This is a genomic window from Methylobacterium sp. GC_Met_3 (assembly GCF_026540775.1).
In the GTDB taxonomy this organism is placed as follows: Bacteria; Pseudomonadota; Alphaproteobacteria; order Rhizobiales; family Beijerinckiaceae; genus Methylobacterium.
Genome location: NZ_JALNUL010000001.1, coordinates 400,712 through 420,514, shown reverse-complemented (window position 1 = coordinate 420,514; position 19,803 = coordinate 400,712). Strand labels below are relative to the sequence as shown.

At 70.1% G+C, this 19,803-nt stretch carries 11 protein-coding genes; 6 read left to right on the top strand and 5 right to left on the bottom strand.

Going from position 1 to position 19,803, the window contains the following annotated elements:
- Positions 1-335 precede the first annotated feature (335 nt).
- The 3 genes from OXS27_RS02090 to OXS27_RS02080 all read left to right on the top strand — a co-directional run bounded on the left by OXS27_RS02090 (position 336) and on the right by OXS27_RS02080 (position 4,930).
- A complete protein-coding gene (locus OXS27_RS02090; RefSeq protein WP_267353930.1) occupies positions 336-1,832 on the top strand; it encodes a capsular biosynthesis protein in 1,497 nt (498 codons plus the stop codon).
- 238 nt (positions 1,833-2,070) lie between these two features.
- Entirely contained in the window at positions 2,071-3,561 is a 1,491-nt protein-coding gene (locus tag OXS27_RS02085; RefSeq protein WP_267353928.1) for an LTA synthase family protein, read from the top strand.
- A 184-nt stretch (positions 3,562-3,745) separates the two neighbouring features.
- Positions 3,746-4,930 carry a polysaccharide biosynthesis/export family protein gene (locus OXS27_RS02080; protein WP_267353926.1) on the top strand — a complete coding sequence of 395 codons (1,185 nt, stop codon included), beginning with the start codon at positions 3,746-3,748 and terminating at the stop codon, positions 4,928-4,930.
- 136 nt (positions 4,931-5,066) lie between these two features.
- Here OXS27_RS02080 and OXS27_RS02075 read toward each other — a convergent pair whose 3' ends face one another.
- The 3 genes from OXS27_RS02075 to OXS27_RS02065 all read right to left on the bottom strand — a co-directional run bounded on the left by OXS27_RS02075 (position 5,067) and on the right by OXS27_RS02065 (position 15,555).
- The gene (locus OXS27_RS02075; RefSeq protein ID WP_267353924.1) at positions 5,067-6,434 is read right to left on the bottom strand and encodes an aminotransferase class I/II-fold pyridoxal phosphate-dependent enzyme; all 1,368 of its coding nucleotides are present in this window, start codon (positions 6,432-6,434) and stop codon (positions 5,067-5,069) included.
- Positions 6,431-13,873, bottom strand: a complete 7,443-nt coding sequence (locus OXS27_RS02070; RefSeq protein ID WP_267353922.1) for a type I polyketide synthase — start codon at positions 13,871-13,873, stop codon at positions 6,431-6,433. The genes OXS27_RS02075 and OXS27_RS02070 overlap by 4 nt, the downstream gene beginning before the upstream one ends.
- 338 nt (positions 13,874-14,211) lie before the next feature.
- The gene (locus OXS27_RS02065) at positions 14,212-15,555 is read right to left on the bottom strand and encodes a UDP-glucose/GDP-mannose dehydrogenase family protein (RefSeq protein WP_267354279.1); all 1,344 of its coding nucleotides are present in this window, start codon (positions 15,553-15,555) and stop codon (positions 14,212-14,214) included.
- A gap of 353 nt (positions 15,556-15,908) precedes the next feature.
- On the opposite strand from OXS27_RS02065, the gene argB reads away from it, so the two are divergent.
- From argB to rplS, 3 genes are all read left to right on the top strand, one after another.
- Positions 15,909-16,802, top strand: coding sequence for an acetylglutamate kinase (argB, locus tag OXS27_RS02060; RefSeq protein ID WP_267353920.1), 894 nt, complete (start codon positions 15,909-15,911; stop codon positions 16,800-16,802).
- A 151-nt stretch (positions 16,803-16,953) separates the two neighbouring features.
- Positions 16,954-17,694 carry a pyrimidine 5'-nucleotidase gene (locus tag OXS27_RS02055; protein WP_243927728.1) on the top strand — a complete coding sequence of 247 codons (741 nt, stop codon included), beginning with the start codon at positions 16,954-16,956 and terminating at the stop codon, positions 17,692-17,694.
- A gap of 145 nt (positions 17,695-17,839) precedes the next feature.
- The gene (rplS, locus tag OXS27_RS02050; RefSeq protein ID WP_243927726.1) at positions 17,840-18,241 is read left to right on the top strand and encodes a 50S ribosomal protein L19; all 402 of its coding nucleotides are present in this window, start codon (positions 17,840-17,842) and stop codon (positions 18,239-18,241) included.
- Positions 18,242-18,366: 125 nt separating this feature from the next.
- Here rplS and OXS27_RS02045 read toward each other — a convergent pair whose 3' ends face one another.
- Positions 18,367-18,981, bottom strand: coding sequence for a GNAT family N-acetyltransferase (locus OXS27_RS02045; protein ID WP_267353917.1), 615 nt, complete (start codon positions 18,979-18,981; stop codon positions 18,367-18,369).
- Positions 18,982-19,020: 39 nt separating this feature from the next.
- Complete coding sequence (locus tag OXS27_RS02040) at positions 19,021-19,797, bottom strand: hypothetical protein (RefSeq protein ID WP_267353916.1); 777 nt, start codon at positions 19,795-19,797, stop codon at positions 19,021-19,023.
- Positions 19,798-19,803 lie beyond the last annotated feature (6 nt).

Sequence of the window (19,803 nt, the reverse complement as noted above, 5' to 3'; positions counted from 1 at the left end):
CCCTGAGACCGGCCCAACGGGCCGGCACGTTACCCTGAGGTGGCACGAGCCTCGGCGGCCCCGCAATCCGAGGGGGCGCCGCAGCACGGCTTTTCCGCACCCGCGTGGCCCGTCTGCAACGGTCGCGCTTTTGCGGCTCTCACCCGGATTGAGCGACCAATCGCGGCGACGGTATGTCCAAATCCCTTCAAGGGTATGGCGCTTGTGCCGGACCGTCGGGGTTGTCCCCGAAATCCCACACCTGCGAGCCCCGCGCTATCCGCGCGAAAATGCGCTACAGGCAGGCGAACGTCGCGACCGCGCGGAGCCCGACAACCAGAGATGCCCCAATAGCCATGTCCCCTGAACCGACCCTGTCGCTCTACGCGACCGGCCGGACGATCCGTCTGCTCCGGGCGGAGATCGAGGCCGCGACGGGCTTCGCCTTCGGGCAAGCGCGCCTCGGCGCCGTCGGCGCGGCCTGGGGGGCGGGGCGCGCGGCCGACCGGCTGCTGAGGCTGACCGGCCGCCGCCGCCTCGTGGTCGCGCCCGGACCGATCCTCAGTCCCTACGACGATCCGGAGCGCGGCTTCGCATCCCTGCGGATCAGCCTCGACGGACGGCCGCTCGGCGGGGAGGGCGGCGTTCACTACCTCGATCCCTGGACCCGGATGCCGGTCGACCACGCATCCTGCGCGGAGCGGGTGGCGTGGCTCCAGGCGCGCTTCGCCGAGAACGACCGGCGCGTCGTCTATGTCGGGATGTCGCGCTGGAAGCGGCCGGCCCTCGACGTGCTCGGGGCCGGACCCGCGGGGCGCCCGGTCCACACCATGACCACCGAGGCCGCGGTCGCGGCAGGTCAACGCCACCAGGGTCGTGTCCTCGCCTGGGCAACCCGGGCGCCGGGCCAGCTGGAGGCCGCCTGCGCGGAGGCCGGCCTGCCCCTCGCCCGGGTGGAGGACGGATTCCTGCGCTCGGTCGGCCTCGGCGCGAGCCTGCGGCCGGGCGCCTCGATCGTGGTGGACGATCTCGGCATCTACTACGACCCGCGCCGGGAGAGCCGGCTGCAGCGCCTGCTGGCGGAATCGGAGTTCACGCCGGACCTCCTCGCCCGGGCGAAGCGCCTGCGCGAGGAGGTCGTGGCGCGCCGGCTCAGCAAGTACAATGTCGGACTCGACGCGACTGCGCTCGACTGGCCCGCCGGGCGCAAGATCGTGCTCGTGCCGGGCCAGGTGGAGGACGACGCCTCGGTGCGGCACGGCTCCCCGCTGGTCCGCTCGAACCGGGCGCTGCTGGAAGCGGCGCGGCGGCGCAACCCGGACGCGTTCCTGCTTTACAAGCCACATCCCGACGTCGAGGCGGGCTTCCGCCCCGGCATCATCCCGGAAGTGGAGGCGTTGACGCTCGCCGACCGGATCGTCGCTGGCACCAGCATCGTCGATCTCTTGGACCGGGTGCATCACGTCGAGACCATGACATCGCTCGCCGGGTTCGAAGCGCTGATCCGCGGCCTGACCGTGGCGACCCATGGCCGGCCGTTCTACGCGGGCTGGGGTCTGTCGGAGGATCTGGCACCCGGGGCCGAACGCGGCCGCAGGCTCGACCTCGACGCGTTGGTGGCGGGGGCGATGATCCTCTATCCGCGGTACCTCGACCCGGTGGCGATGAAGCCGTGCAGCCCGGAACAGCTCCTCGACCGCCTGAGCGCGGCCCGGGACGCGGCCCCACGCAGTGCCCTTTCGATCGGCCGCGCCGCCCATTGGGCGATGCGCGTACGCTACGGCCTGCTCAATCCGCTCGTGCGGGCGCTGCGCAGCCGCCGGGGCGTCGGCCGCGAGGCCGGTCCGCGTTGAGCAGGTTTCGCAAAAGTGGCCGCCGGTTCTGCGACAAAAACCTAAGACGGACTAAGACCCTAAGGCGTGACATGCCAGCGGCTTCAAAGCGATAGCGCGTACGGCTCATGTCGATACTCAGAAACTCGCCACCGGGCCGGCTCCTTCGCTGCGGGCTTAGGAACCGCCTACAAAACTTTGTTACCGCACACCTTTTCCCGGCAGCGCCGAAGCTGTCCCACGCCGAGTGTTTCGAGTCTTGACGACGTTCCTCACCGCCACCGGCCTCGCACTCGCGCTCTGCCTTGTCCTAGAGGTGGTCGTGGGCGATTCGATCACCCGGGCAAGCCTCGCCCCCCGCGACCTCGCCTTGCGGCTGCTGGGCTATCTGCTGATCCTGCTGTTCTGGTTCGCATTCTCCTGGCGGCCCTGGCTCGCCGGGCTGACCCTGGTGATCTCGGTCACGGCGCTGATCTTCGTCAGCCGGGCCAAGCGCTCGGTGATCGGCGAGCCGCTGCTGTTCAGCGATTTCGCCCTGCTGCCGCAGGTGCCGCGGCACCCGCAGCTCTACTACATCCCGCCCCTGTGGCATCCGCGCGTGAGCATCCCCGTCCTCGTGACCCTGGGCGCGACCGCGCTCTGGTATCGGACCGAGCCGAGCGTGCTGCCGGCCGCCGCTCTCCCGCGGATCCTGGCGCTCCTCGGCCTGCCGCTGCTGCTCGGTCTGCTGGCCTGGGCTGCGCCGCGCCCGCCGCTCGCCCGGCTGGTCACGCGCTGGTTTCCGCGCCCCGACCTCGAAGGCGACGTGGCCCGGGTCGGCCTGCCGGCGAGTCTGCTGGGCTACACCGCCCGGGCCTTCGCGGGCAGCGAGCCGGTGCCCGGGCCGCCTGTGCTGCCCCCCGGTCCGGGGGACGACGTGGTGGTGGTGATCCAGCTCGAATCGTTCATCGATCCGGAGCGCCTGGGCGGCCCGTCCCTGCCGGTGATGGAGCTGTTCCGCAGCCGGGCCGCGCAGTACGGCCGCCTCCAGGTTCCGGCGCACGGCGCCTACACGATGCGCAGCGAGCACGCCGTACTCACCGGGCGGCCCTCCGAAACGCTCGGTTTTGGCCGCTACGATCCCTACACGTCACGCAGCGGCGACGAGCCCACGAGCCTTGCCCGGCTGGCCCGCGGCCGCGGTTACGAGACCCTGTTCCTGCACCCGTTCCACCGGAATTTCTTCCGCCGGGCCCAGGTGATGGAGACCTTCGGCTTCAGCGACATCGTGATGGAGGAGGCCTTCGCGGGGGCCGAGCGGGTCGGGCCCTATGTCGGGGATGTGGCGCTGGGCGAGCGCCTGCTGGCGGAGGTCGGGGCGCGGCGCACGCCCCTGCTCCTGTTCTGCGTGACCATGGAGAACCATGGCCCGTGGAAGCCCGGTCGGCTCCCCGGGATCGACGATCCGCAGGCGCAGTACATGCACCACGTGGTCCATACCGGGCAGATGGTGGAGGCGGTGCTCGCCGGGCTCGAACGCCTCGCCGGCGAGCGGGGCCAGACCATGACGCTGTGCGTGTTCGGCGACCACGCCCCCTCGCTCCCCGCCTGCACCCCCGGATTCGGCGGCCGGACGACGGACTATGCGCTGTTCCGGTTCGGACGGCCGGTGGCCCCCCCGCGCCGGCTCGACATCACGGCCGACGCCCTGGGGCGGGAACTGCGCGGCGCCATCGCCACCGCGCCTGCGGACAGTGCCGCAGCGACGTGATATGGTCACGCTTGCCGGCGTGAAGCGTGGCGGTGCCATGCTGGTGACGTATTACCGACGGATGATGCAGCGCTCCGCGAGGGCGATCGCACGGCCGTTAAAGCGATCGCAGCGTTTGGCGATCTAACTGGATGTCCCGGTCCGGGCCAGCGATGGCGCGGGATCGGCTGGAGAAGACTCTGTGATGCTGCGTAAGACGGCGCGCACCGCCCTGATGGCCGCCCTGGCGGCTGGATCCGTTGGCGGTTGCACGTACCTGCCTGCGGCGGGTCCGACGGCGAGTGCGATCCAGGCGGGATCGGAAGTGGCCACCGCCGATGGCGGTCTGGTCGCTCGCTACGAGATCATCGACGTCAACCCCGCCGTCGTCGAGGCCCTCCGCGGGCGCCCGCTCGACAGCCTGCTCGCCTCCTTCGGCGATCACCGCCCTTCCGCCGAACCAGTGATCGGCATCGGCGACATGGTCTCGGTCTCGATCTGGGAGGCCGGATCCGGCGGCCTGTTCTCCGGCCCGCTGGTCGCCGACCGCTTCTCGGCCGGGTCCAAGTCCGCCCTCATCCCCGAGCAGCCGGTCGGGCGCGACGGCGCCATCTCGGTGCCCTACGCCGGCCGCATCAAGGTCGATGGCCGCCGGCCCCAGGACGTCCAGACGCTGATCGAGAGCGAACTCGCCGGCAAGGCGATCCAGCCGCAGGTGCTGGTCTCGGTCACCCGCCCGATCTCCCAGGCCGTGACCATCACCGGCGAGGGCGCGGCCGGCGCCCGCCTGCCGCTGTCGGGCCACGGCGACCGCATCCTCGACGTCATCGCGGCCGCAGGCGGCAACCGCTCGCCGGTCTCGGAGACCTTCGTGCGGCTCTCGCGCGGGCCGGTGACCGCGACCGTGCCGCTGACCACGGTGGTGTCGAACCCGAAGGAGAACATCTACCTGCGGCCCAACGACGTGCTCACGCTCGTGCGCGACCCGCAGACCTTCCTGGCGGTGGGTGCGCTGGGCCAGGCCACCGAGCTGCCGTTCCAGGCCGACGGGATCACGCTGGCGCAGGCGCTGGCCAAGGCGCGCGGCCTATCGGACTTCGCCGCCGACCCGTCCGGGACGTTCATCTTCCGGTTCGAGCCGGCCAGCGTGGTGCGGCGGCTCCACCCGGGCTCGAAGCTGCTCGGCACGCCACTGGTCCCGGTGGTGTACCGGATCGACATGCGCGACCCCAACAGCCTGTTCGTGTCCCAGGCGTTCCGGATGCGCAACCGCGACCTCGTCTACGTGTCGAACGCGCCGTTCACCGAGCTGTCGAAGGTGCTGACCGCATTCAGCGGCGTCACCGGCCCGATCGCCTCCGTGGCGACCGCCTACGCCTACACGAAGTAGGCAAGCCGCCGGCCCGCCGGGCCGGCGATCAGTCCGACAGATCTCGAACGAGAACGGGGCGCGGATATCATCCGCGCCCCGTTCTCGTTTTCAGCGAAGACCGATCGCGATCCGGGGCGCGCGGCCCCGGACGCATTCAGGCCCGCTTGGCCAGCAGCTGCTCGATCAGCGAGCCGCCCTTGTCGATCGCCGTCATCTCCTCGGCCACCGCGTTCACGGTGTCGCGGATCTGGTCGGCGGTATGCTCGGAGGTAAGGAAGAAGCGCAGGCGCGAGGCCCGCTCCGGCACCGCCGGATGGATGATCGGCTGCACGTTGATCCCGCGCCGGAACAGCCGATCCGACAGGGTCACGGCCTTCAGCGAGTCGCCCACGATGATCGGCACCACCGCGAGACCCAGGCTGAAGCCGGTGTCGAGGCCGAGCTTCTTGGCGGTCGCCAGGAACAGGTTTCCGTTCTGGCGCAGACGCTCGACCCGCTCCGGCTCGGCATGCATCACAGCGAGCGCGGCCTCGGCGGCGGCGGCGAGCGGCGGCGACATGCCGACGCTGTAGACGAAGCCGCCGGCCGAGTGCTTCAGGTATTCGATCAGCGCGATCGGGGCGCAGATATAGCCGCCGCAGGTCGAGAGCGTCTTCGACAGCGTGCCCATCCAGATGTCGACCTCCTTGGGATCGACACCGCAATGCTCGAACAGGCCCGCGCCGGTCCGGCCGGTGACCCCGAGGCCGTGGGCCTCGTCGACCATCAGCCACGCATCGTAGCGCTTCTTGAGGGCGATCAGGCCGGCGAGGTCCGGCGCATCGCCGTCCATGCTGTACAGGCCCTCGACCACGATCAGCGCCCGGCGGTGCTCGTGGCGGGTCGACTGGAGCAGGGTCTCCAGGGCGTCGAGGTCGTTATGCGCGAAGGAGCGCCGCTGGGCGCCCGAGAGCTGCGCGCCGGTGACGATGCTGTTGTGCGACAGCGCATCGTGGAAGATCACGTCGCCGGCTTCGAGCAGGGCGCCGATGGTCGTGACGTTGGTGGCGTGACCGCTCACCATCACGACACAGCCCTCGGTGTGGTAGTGCTTGGCCAGAGCCTGCTCCAGGCTGATATGGCCCGGCCGCTCGCCCGCAACCACACGGCTCGCCGACGCGGAGGTGCCGTAGGCGTCGATCGCCTCGCGCGCCGCGTTGCTCACCCGCGGGTGACCGTTCAGGCCGAGGTAGTCGTACGACGAGAAGTTGGTGAAGCTCTTCTGGTCGATCCGGGTGGTCGCGCCGGCCTTGGCGTCGTGGACGCGGAAGAACGGGTTGCCCAGGCCGATCAGCTGCGCCGCCTGACGCTGGAGCTGCAATTCGCGGTAGCCCGGCAGATTCTCGAAATTCTGCGCAGCCGACTGCCCGGCCGGGGAGGCCGCTTTGGCGGGTGCCGGGCGCGGCGTCGCGCGCCCGAGGCGGTTCGTCACGAAGCCGGCGAGCGCCGCGCGCCCGCCGTCAGGCCGTGCCGTATCGGTCATGTGTTGGTCTCTTTGATCGGGCTGGACGTCTGCTCGATGAGTTCCCGGAGCGGCGCCATCATCGCCGCATCGATCTCACCGCCGATATGCTTCGAGACGAGGCTCATCGCGACACCGGCCGCTTCATCCATGGGGGCCGAAACCGCCTGAATTAAGGACTCCGACAGCTCGTTGACGGTCATGCCCGAGGACAGGCCCGCGGGCGGCGCATCGAGGGCGAAGCGCTCCTGCAGGCTGGCGCCGAGCTCGACACCCATCAGCGAGTCGAGGCCGATTTCCGAGAGCTGCCGCACGCGGCTGATGTCGTCCTTCGGCAGGCGCAGGATCCGGGCAATGTCTTCGACGATCGCGTCCGACACGATCTTGCGGACCGAATCGAGATCACCGCCCTTGAGAAGCGCCCCGATGTTGATCGCCTGGACACCGCCGGCCTCGGCCTGCTGGTCCGACCCAAGCTCGGCGTAGCTCGGCGAGCGCATGGTGGCGAGACGCTCGCGCGCCTTGCCCCAATGCATCGCCGCGATGGCGATGACCGCCTCGTCGGGGGACGTGCCCTGGTGCCCCAGTGCCTCGGCCATCAGGTCGAGGCAGCGGCGGGCCTCCATCGGCGTCACGCCGACGCGGCCGGCGAGGCCTTCCATGACCGCCTTGTTGCGGGCGAGCATGCCGACATCGCCGATCGCACCCCAGGCCACCGCCAGAGCGGGCAGACCGCGGCGGCGACGCTGGCGGGCGAGGCCCTCCATGAAGCCGTTGGCGGCCACGTACGAGCCCTGACCGGGATTGCCGATGAAGGTCGTCGCCGAGGAGAACAGGACGAAGTAGTCCAGGCTCCGGTCGCGGGTCGCGGCATCGAGATGCTGGGCGCCCACTACCTTCGGGCCGATCACCGCGTCGAGCGCGGCCGCGTCAATATTGGCGATCAGGCCGTCCTGAAGCACCGCCGCGGCGTGGAGCACGCCCGCGAGCTTCTTGCCGCCCTGCTCGATCCCGGCGATCAGGCGATCCACCGAGGCGCGGCTGGTGATGTCGACGGCCTTGGCCTCGACGGTCACGCCCCGCGCCGTGAGTTCGGCGACGACCGCCTTGGCCTCGTCGGTGGCCGCGCCCTTGCGGCCGGCGAGCACGAGGTGTTTCGCACCCCGGTCGATCAGCCAGCGCGCCGCCTCAAGGCCGAAACCTCCAAGGCCGCCGGTGAGCAGGTGAACACCCGTCTCCGAGACCCTGAATGGCTTAGCCGTGTCCTTCATGATCGTGCCGGCCTTGGGCGGGCTGATCACGATCTTCCCGATGTGGCCGGACTGCTGCATCAGCCGGAACGCGTCCGAAGTCTCGGCCGCCGTGAAGGGCTGGTAGGGCAGGGGCTTGAGACCGCCGTCGTTGAACAGGGCCATGACCTCGCGGAACATCCGCGCGCCGTCATCGCCCTGGTGCTGGATCACCTGATCGAGATCGACGCCGAAATAGCTGAGGTTCCGCCGGAACGGGCGCAGGCCGATATGGGTGTTGGCGACGTAATCGCGCTTGCCCAGTTCGACGAACCGACCGAACGGCCGGAGCGCGTTGAGCGAGCGCTCCATCGCCTCGCCGAACAGGCTGTTCAGCACGATATCGACGCCGTCGCCGGTGATCGCCCGGATCTCGTCCACGAAGGCCAGCGAGCGGGAATCGAGCACGTGCTCGGCGCCCAGCGCCTTGACCAGCGCCCGCTTCTCGCGGGAGCCGGCCGTAGCGATGACCCGCGCACCCTTCAGCTTGGCGATCTGCAGAGCCGCAAGGCCGACGCCGCCCGCGCCGCCATGGACCAGCACCCATTCGCCGCGCCGCATCCGGGCGCAGGAGACGAGGCCGTAATAGGCCGTGAGGAAGGCCACCGGCACGGTGGCGGCCGCCATCGGGTCGAGACCCGGCGGCATCGGCGCGACCACGAGGTCCGGCACCACGATGTGGGTGGCGAAGCCCGACTGGGCGAAGGCGACGACCGGATCGCCGACCTTGAAGCCCTTCACGCCCGGGCCGACCACCGTGACGCGACCGGCGCATTCGAGGCCGAGTCGCGGACCGGCGAAGCCGTCCTCCAAGATCTCCTCGGGGAGCATCGAGAGCGCCCAGAGCACGTCGCGGAAGTTGAGGCCGGTGGCCTCGACCGCGATCTCCATCTCGCCCTTGCCGGGGGCGCGGCGCTCGGCCGGACCCCAGACCATCTCGCTGAGACCGCCGGTGTTGCTGCGCTCCAGACGCGCGGCCTCGGCCGGGACCAGATCCGCCGGATCCCGGTGCTGCGGCTTGCCGGCATGGAAGCGCACGACCTGGGTCTGCTCGTCGTCCAGCACGATCTCGGTCTCCGGGGTGCCGGAGAGGATGAGGTCACGCAGGCGCTCGGAGGCGCGCTTCGACGACATCTCGGGGGAGAGGTCGATGCGGCGGACGTCGAGGTTCGGGGCCTCGTTGGCGAGCGTGCGGGAGAAGGCCCACACGCCGGCCTCGATGTTGGTGGTCTGGCCGCCGCGATCGCGGGTCGCGCCGGGGGCCACGACCCAGAGGCGGGTCTGGCGGGCGCCGAGATGCTCGATGCAGCGCTTCAGGCTGAGGCAGCGATCGCGCAGCCGCTCGGCCGCCTCGCCGCCGCGGGTGAAGGCGCCGGCCAGGAACACAACCGTGTCGGGGGTCTCCCGCTCGAGCTCCATCAGGGAGGTCTCGGAGTCGAGGATGATCGAGACGTGCACACCACCCGCGACCAGTAGGGTCGCGAGCGACGAGGCGGTCTCGGCGGCGAACTCGTCGTCCGAGCCGATGATGAAGGCGAAGCTCTGCGCCGGAGCCGGGCCCGGGCGCACCGGGGCCTCGGCGGTCAGGAGCAGGTCGTCGCCGTTGGCGGAGGCCGAGCGCTCGACCTCAACCTTGACGAGGCCGTGGGCGCTGAGCGTGCGCTGCCAGCCTTCGATATCCTCCAGCCGACCCACGGGCAGGCCGCCGACCGCCTCCTCGAACCAGCCCGGGGTCAGGCCGAACACGAGGTCGCGGAACAGGGACGACCCCGGCTCCACCGCCACCAGCAGGCCGCCGGTGGCGAGCGCCCCGGCGAGCTGGCCCGGCAGAGCCCGGTCGCCGCGATGCAGGCTACCGGCCGCCAGGATCAGGTCGAAGCTGCCGGGCGCGAGTTCGTCGGCGGCCTCGATCACGGCGGCGGTGCGGCCCAGCGACAGGCGGGCACGCTCAGCCAGCCTGCGGTCGGTCTCGAACACGGTAAGCCGGGCCTCGGCGGCGGCCGCGAAGGTCGCGGTCTGGGCCGAGAGCGGGCCGAACCCGACCTGGAGCACGCGCAGCGCCCGCTCCTTGGGGAGCTGGCTCCGGCTGCGCTCGATCAGCCCGGCGACCACGTCGGCGCCGTGGCGCGCGGTGGCCGAGCGGAGCACGAAGGCGTCGATCGCCCCCTGCGGCAGGGCCGGTGCGTCGGTGAGCTTACCGGCGAGCAGACGGTCCACGAGGGCGCCGACATCGGCGATCAGGACCAGCTCGGCCGAGAGATCCGGGTGGTCCCCCGCGATCCAGCGCATGATCTCGTCGGGGGCCGGCAGCGCGGAGCCGTCGCCCAGCGTCCAGTTCTGGCCGGCGCGCTCGGCGAGCCCGCTGCTCTCCAGGGCGTAAAGGGCGTTCAGCAACCAGGGGCGCAGGGCCTCGGGCACGCGCGGATCTTCGGCCGAGACGGTCTCGCCCTGCGCCAGCCCGGAGGCGAGGCGGTAGGCCAGCGAGGTCGCCCAGCCCTCCAGCAGGAGGTGCCCCGGCGACAGGGCGGCATCGGCCGGGCCCTTCGATTCGGCGGCCAGCGGACGCAGCCGGGCGGCCACGCTCGGACGTCGCTCCATCGGGATCGCAGTCGGCTCGGTGGCGAGTTCCGGCACCTGCGAGATCGCGAAGGCCGAGAGGTCACCGCCGGTCTTGGCGCGCAAGGCCTGGAACCGGCCCTCGCGGATCGTGGCGACGATCTCACCCTCGGCATCGAGCAGGGTGAAGTCGGCCAGGATCGAGCGCTCGTTGCACCGGCGGGTGCGGATGATCGAGCGGGCGATTACCGCGCCGGGGCGCACCAGCCGCACCTCGCCGAAGCGCACCGGGATGTAGGCCTTGCCGCCATTCTCGCCGAGCAGGTCGGCGAAGAGCAGGATCAGCCCGTGGAAGCAGGCGTCGAGCCGGTTCGGCACCAGCCCGTAGCGGGTGTCGGGCTCGGCCGGCAGCAGGTCGGACACGATGGTGGCGTCGTCGAGCCGGGCGCTCATGGCGACCTGCTGGAAGCTCGGGCCGAAGGCGAGGCCGGAAGCCAGGGCCTTGGCGTAGAGCGCGTCGCCGGAGAGCACGTGCTCGCCGGCCGTGTCGAAGCTGAACCCGTTCAGGTCCGGGACCTTCGGCGCCGAGAAGGTGCCCTCGACGATCTTGGCCTGGGCGTGGAGCTGCCAGGGCGTCTGGGTCAGGCGCGGGCGACTCAGCACCTGGATGCCGTTGCCGGAGCCCGACAGGCGCACCGCGACCTCGCGCAGGGCCTCCTCGGCGAACACCATCGGCGCCACGATCTCGAAATCGGCGAGCACGACCTCGTCGTCGCGCATCGCTTCGCGAACGCAGGCGAGCGCCATCTCGACGAAGCCGGCGCCCGGCATGATCACCTGGCCGTCGACCTTGTGGTCCTCGAGTTCCGGCACGGTCGCGGGATCGACGAAGCCGTTCCACTCCAGACCGTCGAAGGTCGTGCGGGAGCCGATCAGCGGGTGGTAGGGGCGGGCGCTCATCGCGCCGACGCCCTCGGTGGTGTCGGCGAGGCGGAACGGCCGGCGCTGCCACGGATAGGTCGGCAGGCGCACGTCGCCCTTCGGCGCGTCGCCGAACAGCAGGGCCTCGTCGACCTGCGCGCCCTGGACCAGGGCGGCGCTGACCGCCTTCGCGATCGGATCGCCGCCCGACGCCTTGCGGTGCATCACGCCGACCGTCGCGGTCTCGATGCCGAGCGGCTCGACCGCGTCGCCGACATGGGACATCAGGGTCGCGCGCGGACCGACCTCGACGAACACGCGGGCGCCGCGGCGGGTGGCGTCCTGCACGGCCTCGGAGAAGCGGACCGGCTCGCGGATGTTGCGCCACCAGTAGCCGGCGCCGAAATGGGACCCATCCAGCACCTCACCGGTGACGGTGGAGACCATCGCGGTGGTGCCGGCCTTGGCCTTCAGCCCGGCGAGATCGCGCAGCAGCGGCTTCTCGGTCGGGTCCATGAGCCTTCCGTGGAAGGCGTAGGCGAGGTCGAGCTTGCGCCCGCGCCGGCGCTTGCGCGACAGGGCCTTCAGGGCGGCCTCGATATCGGCCACCGGCCCGGCGACCGTCACGGCCTTCGGGCTGTTGTAGGCGGCGATGTCGAGGGTCGGGAAATCCTTGAGGAAGGTCTCGACCTCCTCGGCCGGCATCAGCAGCACCGCCATGGTGCCCTGGCCGTGCGTCGTCTCCTGATGGTGGCTGCGGTAGTAGATGACCCGGACCGCATCCTCCAGGCTGAGGATCCCGGCGGCCTCGGCGGCGGCGATCTCGCCGACGCTGTGGCCCAGCACGTAGGACGGGATCAGGCCCTTGGCCTTGAGGGCAGCCGTGGAGGCGCTCTCGATCGCGAAGATCAGCGGCTGCGACACGCTGGTCAACGCGAGGCGCTCGTCGAGATCGTCGGCGTAGAGTGCGTCCTTCAGCGACCAGTCCGAGTAGACCTGGAACAGGGTGTCGATCCGGTCGAAGGTCGCGCGGAAGGTCGCGTTCTCCTCGTAGGCCTCGCGGCCCATGCCGGCCCACTGGCTGCCGTTGCCCGAGTAGATGAAGGCCACCTCGGCGACGCGGTCGACCGCCGTGCCGGTGAAGGCGTCCTGGGTGTCCTCGCCCTCGCCGATGGCACGGAGCGCCGCGGCCACATCGGTCTTGCCGTCCAGCGCGATGGCGAGGCGGGCCGGCATGCGCTCGCGGCGATGCGCGACGGCGGCCGCCACTTTCGGCACCTGGGCCGGCTCGGCCTCGAGGCGCTCGGCGTAGTCCTGGGCGAGTTCGTTCAGGGCGGCGCGGGTCTGTGCCGAGAGCAGCAGCACCTGGGCCTTGGGCTCCGCGGTGGCGTCCGCCTGCGTCGCCCAGGCAGGGGCGTCGGTGATGACCACGTGGGCGTTGGTGCCGCCGAAGCCGAAGGAGTTCACGCCCGCGAAGCGCTCGCGCGAACCACGGCTGATCGGCATGGCCTCCTGCACGACGCGCAGGTTCAACTCGTCGAACGGGATGTCGGGATTCAGCTCCGCCGCATGCAGCGACGGCGGCACGAGGTCGTGCTCCAGCGCCAGCGTCGCCTTCATCAGGCCGGCGAGGCCCGAGACCGGCTCGGTGTGGCCGATATTGGTCTTGATCGAGCCGATCGGCAGCGGCGCCCGCCGGCCCCGGCCGAGCTTGGAACCGATGGCCGAGGCCTCGATCGGGTCGCCCACCGGCGTGCCGGTGCCGTGGGCTTCCATGAAGGCGAGGTCGTCGAGCCCGATCTCGGCCTCTCGGTAGACCTTCTCCAGCAGGGCGCCCTGGGCGTAACCCGAGGGGAGCGAGATGCCGGTGGTACGGCCGTCGGAGTTGATGCCCGACGCCGACACCACGGCGCGCACGGTGGCGCCGTTGCGCCGCGCGGCCTCAGCCGATTGCAGCACGAACACCACGCCGCCCTCCGAGCGCACGTAGCCGTCGGCGTTCTTGGAGAACGCCTGGCACAGGCCGGTGCGCGAGAGCATCTGCGCGGTGGAGAAACAGATGAAGTTGAACGGGCTCGCCAGCACGTTGACGCCGGCGACGACGGCCGTGTCCACGCGGCCCGACCGGATCGCCTGCACGGCGTTGTCGAAGGCGACGAGCGAAGACGAGCAGGCCGTGTCGACCGTGAAGCTCGGGCCCTTCAGGTCGAAGATGTAGGAGATGCGGTTCGAGATGATCGACAGCGTGTTGCCAGTGGCCGCGTAGGCGTCGCCCGAGGCCGCGTCGAGGATGCGCAGGTTGCCGTAATCGAGCGAGGAGGCGCCGACGAACACGCCGATATGGCTGCCGGCCACGCTCGACGGGCGCAGGCCCGCATCCTCGAGGGCTTCCCAGGTCAGCTCCAGCAGCATGCGCTGCTGCGGATCCATCTGCTCGGCCTCGCGGGGCGAGATGCCGAACACCGCCGGGTCGAACGACCACACATCGTCGATGACGCCCGCCGACCAAGTGTAGCTCTTGCCACGCTCATGGGCGCGGGGATGCGCGAACCGCTCCAGGGAGAACCGATCGGCCGGCACCTTGCTGACGGCGCAGCGCCCCTCGGAGAGGAGTGACCACAGCCCGTCCACACTGGGGGCCCCGGGCAGTCGGCATGCGCGTCCGACAATCGCAATATCTGTACGTTGTGTCACGTTCGGTTCGCACACGCTCGTTATCGGAAGTCGGCTCGGCTCGCGACGAGTGAGTACCCTCTCACCCCTTACTGTGGCACCATTGCGGTGTCCAACCAGCCTGGACGCGAGGTCATCCCCGCGCGACGAAATTGCCCAAGGCTGTGACATGTATTCATCAGCGTCCTATCCAATCCCGGCGATCAGAATGCCAAGTTTGGACCGGTCGACCGCCGGCGGAGACGCTGAAACGATCATCAGAAAGCCACAGTTTCGCCCCGCCTTCGGCTGCCCGTCTGACGGCATCGCGCCGCGGCCGCCAGAAGATCTTCCGAAGTGATCTTCGGATCATCGCGAGGTCAGGACCGGTCCGACACGGCCCCCGCCCCGTTTCGCCCGACGCCGCAATAGCTAAAGCCGTGGCGCGCGGCGCTCTCGGGATCATAGATATTGCGCAGATCGACCAGGACTGGCGCTGATCCACCGGACGCCATGGCCTCGCGCAGCCTGTCGAGATCGAGCGCCCGGAAGGCGTTCCATTCGGTGACGAGCACCAGGGCGTCCGCGCCCTCCGCGCAGGCATAGGCGTTCTCGGTGTAATCCACAGCCGGCATCAGGACCCGCGCATGCGCCATGCCCTCCGGATCGTAGGCGCGCACCTTCGCGCCTGCATCCTGAAGGCCCGCCGCGATCGCCAGCGACGGTGCGTCGCGCATGTCGTCCGTATCGGGCTTGAAGGTCAGGCCGAGGAGCGCCACCGTCCTGCCCCGCACCGAACCGCCGCACGCCTTGATGATCTTGCGCGCCATGGCGCGCTTCCTCTGGTCGTTGACCGCCACCACGGTCTCGACCAGCCGTAGCGGTGTGCCGGCGTCCTGGGCGGTCTTGACCAGCGCCAGGGTGTCCTTTGGGAAGCACGAGCCGCCATAGCCCGGGCCGGCATGCAGGAACTTGGTGCCGATCCGGTTGTCCAGCCCGATGCCCCGGGCGACCTGCTGCACGTCGGCGCCGACCTCCTCGCACAGGTCGGCGATCTCGTTGATGAAGGTGATCTTGGCGGCCAGGAACGCGTTGGCGGCGTACTTGGTCAGCTCGGCGGTGCGGCGGCTGGTCACGAGGATCGGCGCCGCGTTGAGGTAGAGCGGGCGATAGACCTCGCGCATCACCGCCTCGGCCCGGGCCTCTTCGGTGCCGACCACGATGCGGTCGGGGCGCTTGAAGTCCGAGATGGCCGCGCCCTCGCGCAGGAACTCGGGATTGGAGGCGACGGCGAAATCCGCCGACGGGTTGGTCTCGCGGATGATGCGCTCGACCTCGTCGCCGGTGCCGACCGGGACCGTGGACTTGGTGACCACGACGGTGAACCCGGAGAGCGCGCCGGCGATCTCACGGGCCGCGTCGAACACGAAGCTCAGGTCGGCGAAGCCGTCGCCGCGGCGTGACGGGGTGCCGACCGCGATGAACACCGCGTCGGCCTCGGCCACAGCTTCGCGCATGGTCGAGCGGAAGGCGAGCCGGCCCTGGCGGACGTTCTCGGCCACCAGGGCGTCGAGCCCCGGCTCGTAGATCGGCATGCGGCCGGCGTTCAGGCTCGCGATCTTGTCCGGGTCGCGGTCGATGCAGACCACGCCGTGGCCGAAATCCGCCAGGCATGCCCCGGATACCAGGCCGACATACCCGGCCCCAATCATCGCGATCCGCATCCGGTCCTCTCGGCAGTTCGCCCCCGACTTGCTGCAATGCAGCATGGTCCGGGCATCACGGGGGTGCAACCCGGTCCAGCCTGGATCGTCTCCAGCCTGTAGCCCGATTGCAACACACGGGAAGGGTGACTGTTTTTTGACGGTTCGGCCGCGGCGGCGGATCGGTCATGCGTCGGCACCGCGGTTTTCGAGCCGCATCGCCGCGCCTCGCGCTTTCTTGCCCGCATTGTCGCAGGAGCGGCTTCGCAGTGCCAATACCTTCCTGTAGAAGCGCCCCCGCCCGACGGGCGTAGGCGCAATCCCGCCCTCAGGCCCTGACCCAAGAAGCGGCGAAGGATCGGCGAAGGACCGCGATGACCGAACTCCCCAACGTCCACGTGCGCGCCGAGGTTCTGGTCCAGGCGCTGCCGCATATGCAGCGCTACGACCAGGAGATCGTGGTCATCAAGTATGGCGGCCACGCCATGGGGGACCGGTCCGCGGCCGAGGATTTCGCCGAAGACATCGTTCTTCTCGAACAATCCGGGCTGAAGCCGATCGTCGTCCACGGCGGCGGGCCGCAGATCGGCAAGATGCTCGACCGGCTCGGCATCCAGTCCGAGTTCCGCAACGGCCTGCGCGTGACCGACGAGGCCACCGTCGAGGTGGTCGAGATGGTCCTGGCCGGCCTGATCAACAAGCAGATCGTCGGCTGGATCTCGGCCGAGGGCGGCCGGGCCATCGGCCTGTGCGGCAAGGACGGCAACATGGTCCGGGCCAAGCGGGCGCTGAAAACCATGGTCGATCCCGAGAGCCACTTGGAACAGACCATCGACCTCGGCCTCGTCGGCGAGCCGGACCATGTCGAGCGCGGCGTACTCGACGCGGTGCTGAAGGCGGAGTTGATTCCCGTGCTCGCGCCGGTCGCCTACGGGGCGGATGGGCAGACCTACAACGTCAATGCCGACACGTTCGCGGGGGCCATCGCGGGGGCGCTCCGGGCCAAGCGGCTGCTGCTGCTCACCGACGTTCCGGGTGTCCTCGACAAGGACAAGAAGCTGATCCCGGAACTCACCGTGGAGGATTGCCGCCGCCTGATCGCCGACGGCACCATCACCGGCGGGATGATCCCCAAGATCGAGACCTGCATGTACGCGATCGAGCGTGGCGTGGAGGCGGTCGTCATCCTCGACGGCAAGGTCAACCACGCGGTGCTGCTGGAGCTGTTCACCGATTACGGTGCCGGCACGCTGATCCGGCGGGGCTGAGCACCGGCAGCGGCAGGAAATCGTGCGGGGCGGCAACCTCCGTCCCGCACGGGCATTGTCCTGCTCCCGATCGGCCCGAACCGGCCAGGGTTGCGAGCTTGACCGCAACGGTCCAGACTTGCCTTCCAGGGGACGAATCCAAAGGGATACGGTGCATCACCCCGACAAGGCCCAGTTCACCACGCCCGGCGCGCGCGGGTTCAGCGATGTCGACACCTGGGTGTTCGACCTCGACAACACACTCTACCCGAGCGACGCCCGGGTCTGGCCGCAGGTCGATGAGCGAATCACGCTCTACGTGATGGGGCTCTACGGGCTCGACGGGATCTCGGCCCGCGCCCTGCAGAAGTACTTCTATCATCGCTACGGCACGACGCTGAAGGCGCTGATGGTCGAGGACGGGGTCGATCCGCACGACTTCCTCGATTTCGCGCACGACATCGATCACTCGACGATCAAGCTCGACAAGGATCTCGGCGACGCGATCGAGCGGCTGCCGGGGCGCAAGCTGATCCTGACGAACGGCTCACGCCGGCACGCCGAGAACGTGGCGGCCAAGCTCGGCATCCTCGACCATTTCGAGGACGTGTTCGACATCGCGGCCGCCGATTTCGTACCGAAGCCCGAGCGCTCGACCTACGAACGCTTCCTGAAGGCGCATGACGTCGAGCCGACCCGCGCCGCGCTGTTCGAGGACATCGCTCGCAACCTCGCGGTGCCGCACGACCTCGGCATGGCGACCGTCCTGGTGGTGCCCAAGATCATCGATCCCTACCGGGAGGCGTTCGAGCAGGAGGCGGTGCGCGAGCCGCATATCGACCACATCACCGACGACCTCGCGACGTTCCTGTCGAACTGCGTGCTGCCCGAGGCCGGCGCCGTACCGGCCTGACGGCCATCCCGCGCGGGCTTCGCAACGGCAATCGACAAGCCGGGGACGATCCTGTAGAGAGCCGGCCAACTCACAACAGGATCGCCGAAATCCTGGCGCCGGCTGCCCATGAGGGGCGTCACGGCGCGACGGCTGGAGCTATGCCATGAACATCATTGAGCAGCTGGAGCGCGAGGAAGTCGCGCGCCTCGCCAAGACCATTCCGGATTTCGAGCCGGGCGACACGCTCATCGTCAACGTCCGCGTGAAGGAAGGTGAGCGCACCCGCGTCCAGGCCTACGAGGGCGTCTGCATCGGTCGCCAGGGCGGCGGCCTCAACGAGAGCTTCACGGTCCGCAAGATCTCGTACGGCGAGGGCGTGGAGCGCGTCTTCCCGGTGCATTCGCCGATGATCGATTCGATCAAGGTGGTCCGCCGCGGCAAGGTGCGCCGCGCCAAGCTGTACTACCTGCGCGACCGCCGCGGGAAGTCGGCCCGTATCGTCGAGCGCACCGATCGCTACAAGACCAAGGAAGCCCCGGCCGCAGCACCCGCCGCCGCCGAGTGATCGAAGCAGGGCCGGCCTTTACGGCTGGCCTTCGCTGATCCTAGATTCAATCCCGCTCCGACGCATCGGGGCGGGCTTTTTCTTTGGGTTTTTGCGCCGGAGCAGCGTCGCCCGGCCGACCCGTCTCATCCGAGCAGCGGCACCTGGGGCGCGCAGTCCCGGGGGAGCGCGCCGGTCAGACGCGGATCGCGGGCGACCTCGACATGCACCGCGAAGGGCTCGAAGCCGAAGCGCCGGTAAAACGCCAGGGCTGCGGGATGATCCAGGGTGCAGGTGTGCAGCCAGATCCGCTCGATCGGGCGCGACCAAGCCCGGCGCAGGGCGTGGTCCATCAGGCAGCCGCCGAGACCCGACCCGATCCTGTCGCGGGTGAGGCCGAGGAAGACCAGTTCACACTGGCCGGGCTGCCGGAAATCCAGCTCCAGCATGCCGATGCCGCGGCCCGCCTGCCGAAGGACCAGGATCTCGACCGCCTCATCGGCCAGGATGGCGGCCAGTGCCTCCTCGCTGAGGGCGAGGCGCGAGAACCACAGCCAGTCGGCGCCCACGTCCCGGAACAGACTTCGGTAGGTTTCCGGATCGCGATCCACGAGGGGCTGCAGCCCGATCCCGGGCGGGAAGGGCCGCACAGGCCGCAGCGCTGGCGGCCGAACCATCTCCAGAGACGTCACGATCGTTGCGAGGTGGCCGGGCGGTACGGCGGCGTAGCCAACTGTGAGCGTCGTGGTGGCGGTGATCATGGGCCGTCTCCGGAGCGCTTCGGTGAGTGACAGCACCTCTCACGCCGCCCGCGGATTCCGGTGCGCGAGCAGCCACGGCAGGACACAGGCAGCCGACACCGCGATCGACAGGGTGTAGGCCAGTACCGGATCCATCGCCCCGAGCGTCGCGTGGACGACGATGTAGAAGGCCAGCACCCCGAACGCCCCCTGGGCGCTGCCGCGCACCACGTCGAGCGATGCGCCGACCCCGTCCTGCACCCGCGCGAAGACGATGAGTGGCCAGGAGATGATCGGGATCGGCGCCAGGACGCCGCTCAGGCCCGGGCCGAGCAGGGGCGCGAGGGTCGAGACCAGCAGGACCAGGGTCGTGGCCGCCGCCAGCCGGGCCGGCATGTCCCAGCGCGGGGGCCGGCGGGCCGAAACACCGGACGCGGCGCGCCGCCGGCACAGGGCGACGACGAGCGCCATCGCTGGGAGGTCGATCGCCGTGGCAAGCCACAGGCCGGGCCGGACGAGCCCGTGCAGCACGGCACCGCCCAGGACAAAAGCCGCCAGGGCGAGGCCGATGGACGCGACAGCGCCCATCCGCGGGGCGTAGAGCGCGTAGGCGAGATAGCAGAGCGTCACCGCGCCCAACCCCTCCACCGAGCCGATGGCCGCCTCGGCGGCGAAGCGCTCCCCCTGCTCGACCGCGAGGTAGATCGAGATCGGCGCGGAGGTCAGCGGCAATCCCGAGAGGATGCCGCCGACGAGGCTGCCCCAGCGGCGCGCCGCCGCCGAGACCGCCCACATCAGCGTCGGGGTGATGGCGATCTTGGCGGCGATCAGGCTCATAATCGG

Bases quoted from the DNA above. Each gene is read 5' to 3' on its own strand.
- argB (WP_267353920.1), top strand. From the start codon at position 15,909: ATGACCGAACTCCCCAACGTCCACGTGCGCGCCGAGGTTCTGGTCCAG.
- OXS27_RS02090 (WP_267353930.1), top strand. From the start codon at position 336: ATGTCCCCTGAACCGACCCTGTCGCTCTACGCGACCGGCCGGACGATC.
- rplS (WP_243927726.1), top strand. From the start codon at position 17,840: ATGAACATCATTGAGCAGCTGGAGCGCGAGGAAGTCGCGCGCCTCGCC.
- OXS27_RS02045 (WP_267353917.1), bottom strand. From the start codon at position 18,981: ATGATCACCGCCACCACGACGCTCACAGTTGGCTACGCCGCCGTACCG.
- OXS27_RS02040 (WP_267353916.1), bottom strand. From the start codon at position 19,797: ATGAGCCTGATCGCCGCCAAGATCGCCATCACCCCGACGCTGATGTGG.
- OXS27_RS02075 (WP_267353924.1), bottom strand. From the start codon at position 6,434: ATGACCGATACGGCACGGCCTGACGGCGGGCGCGCGGCGCTCGCCGGC.
- OXS27_RS02080 (WP_267353926.1), top strand. From the start codon at position 3,746: ATGCTGCGTAAGACGGCGCGCACCGCCCTGATGGCCGCCCTGGCGGCT.
- OXS27_RS02065 (WP_267354279.1), bottom strand. From the start codon at position 15,555: ATGCGGATCGCGATGATTGGGGCCGGGTATGTCGGCCTGGTATCCGGG.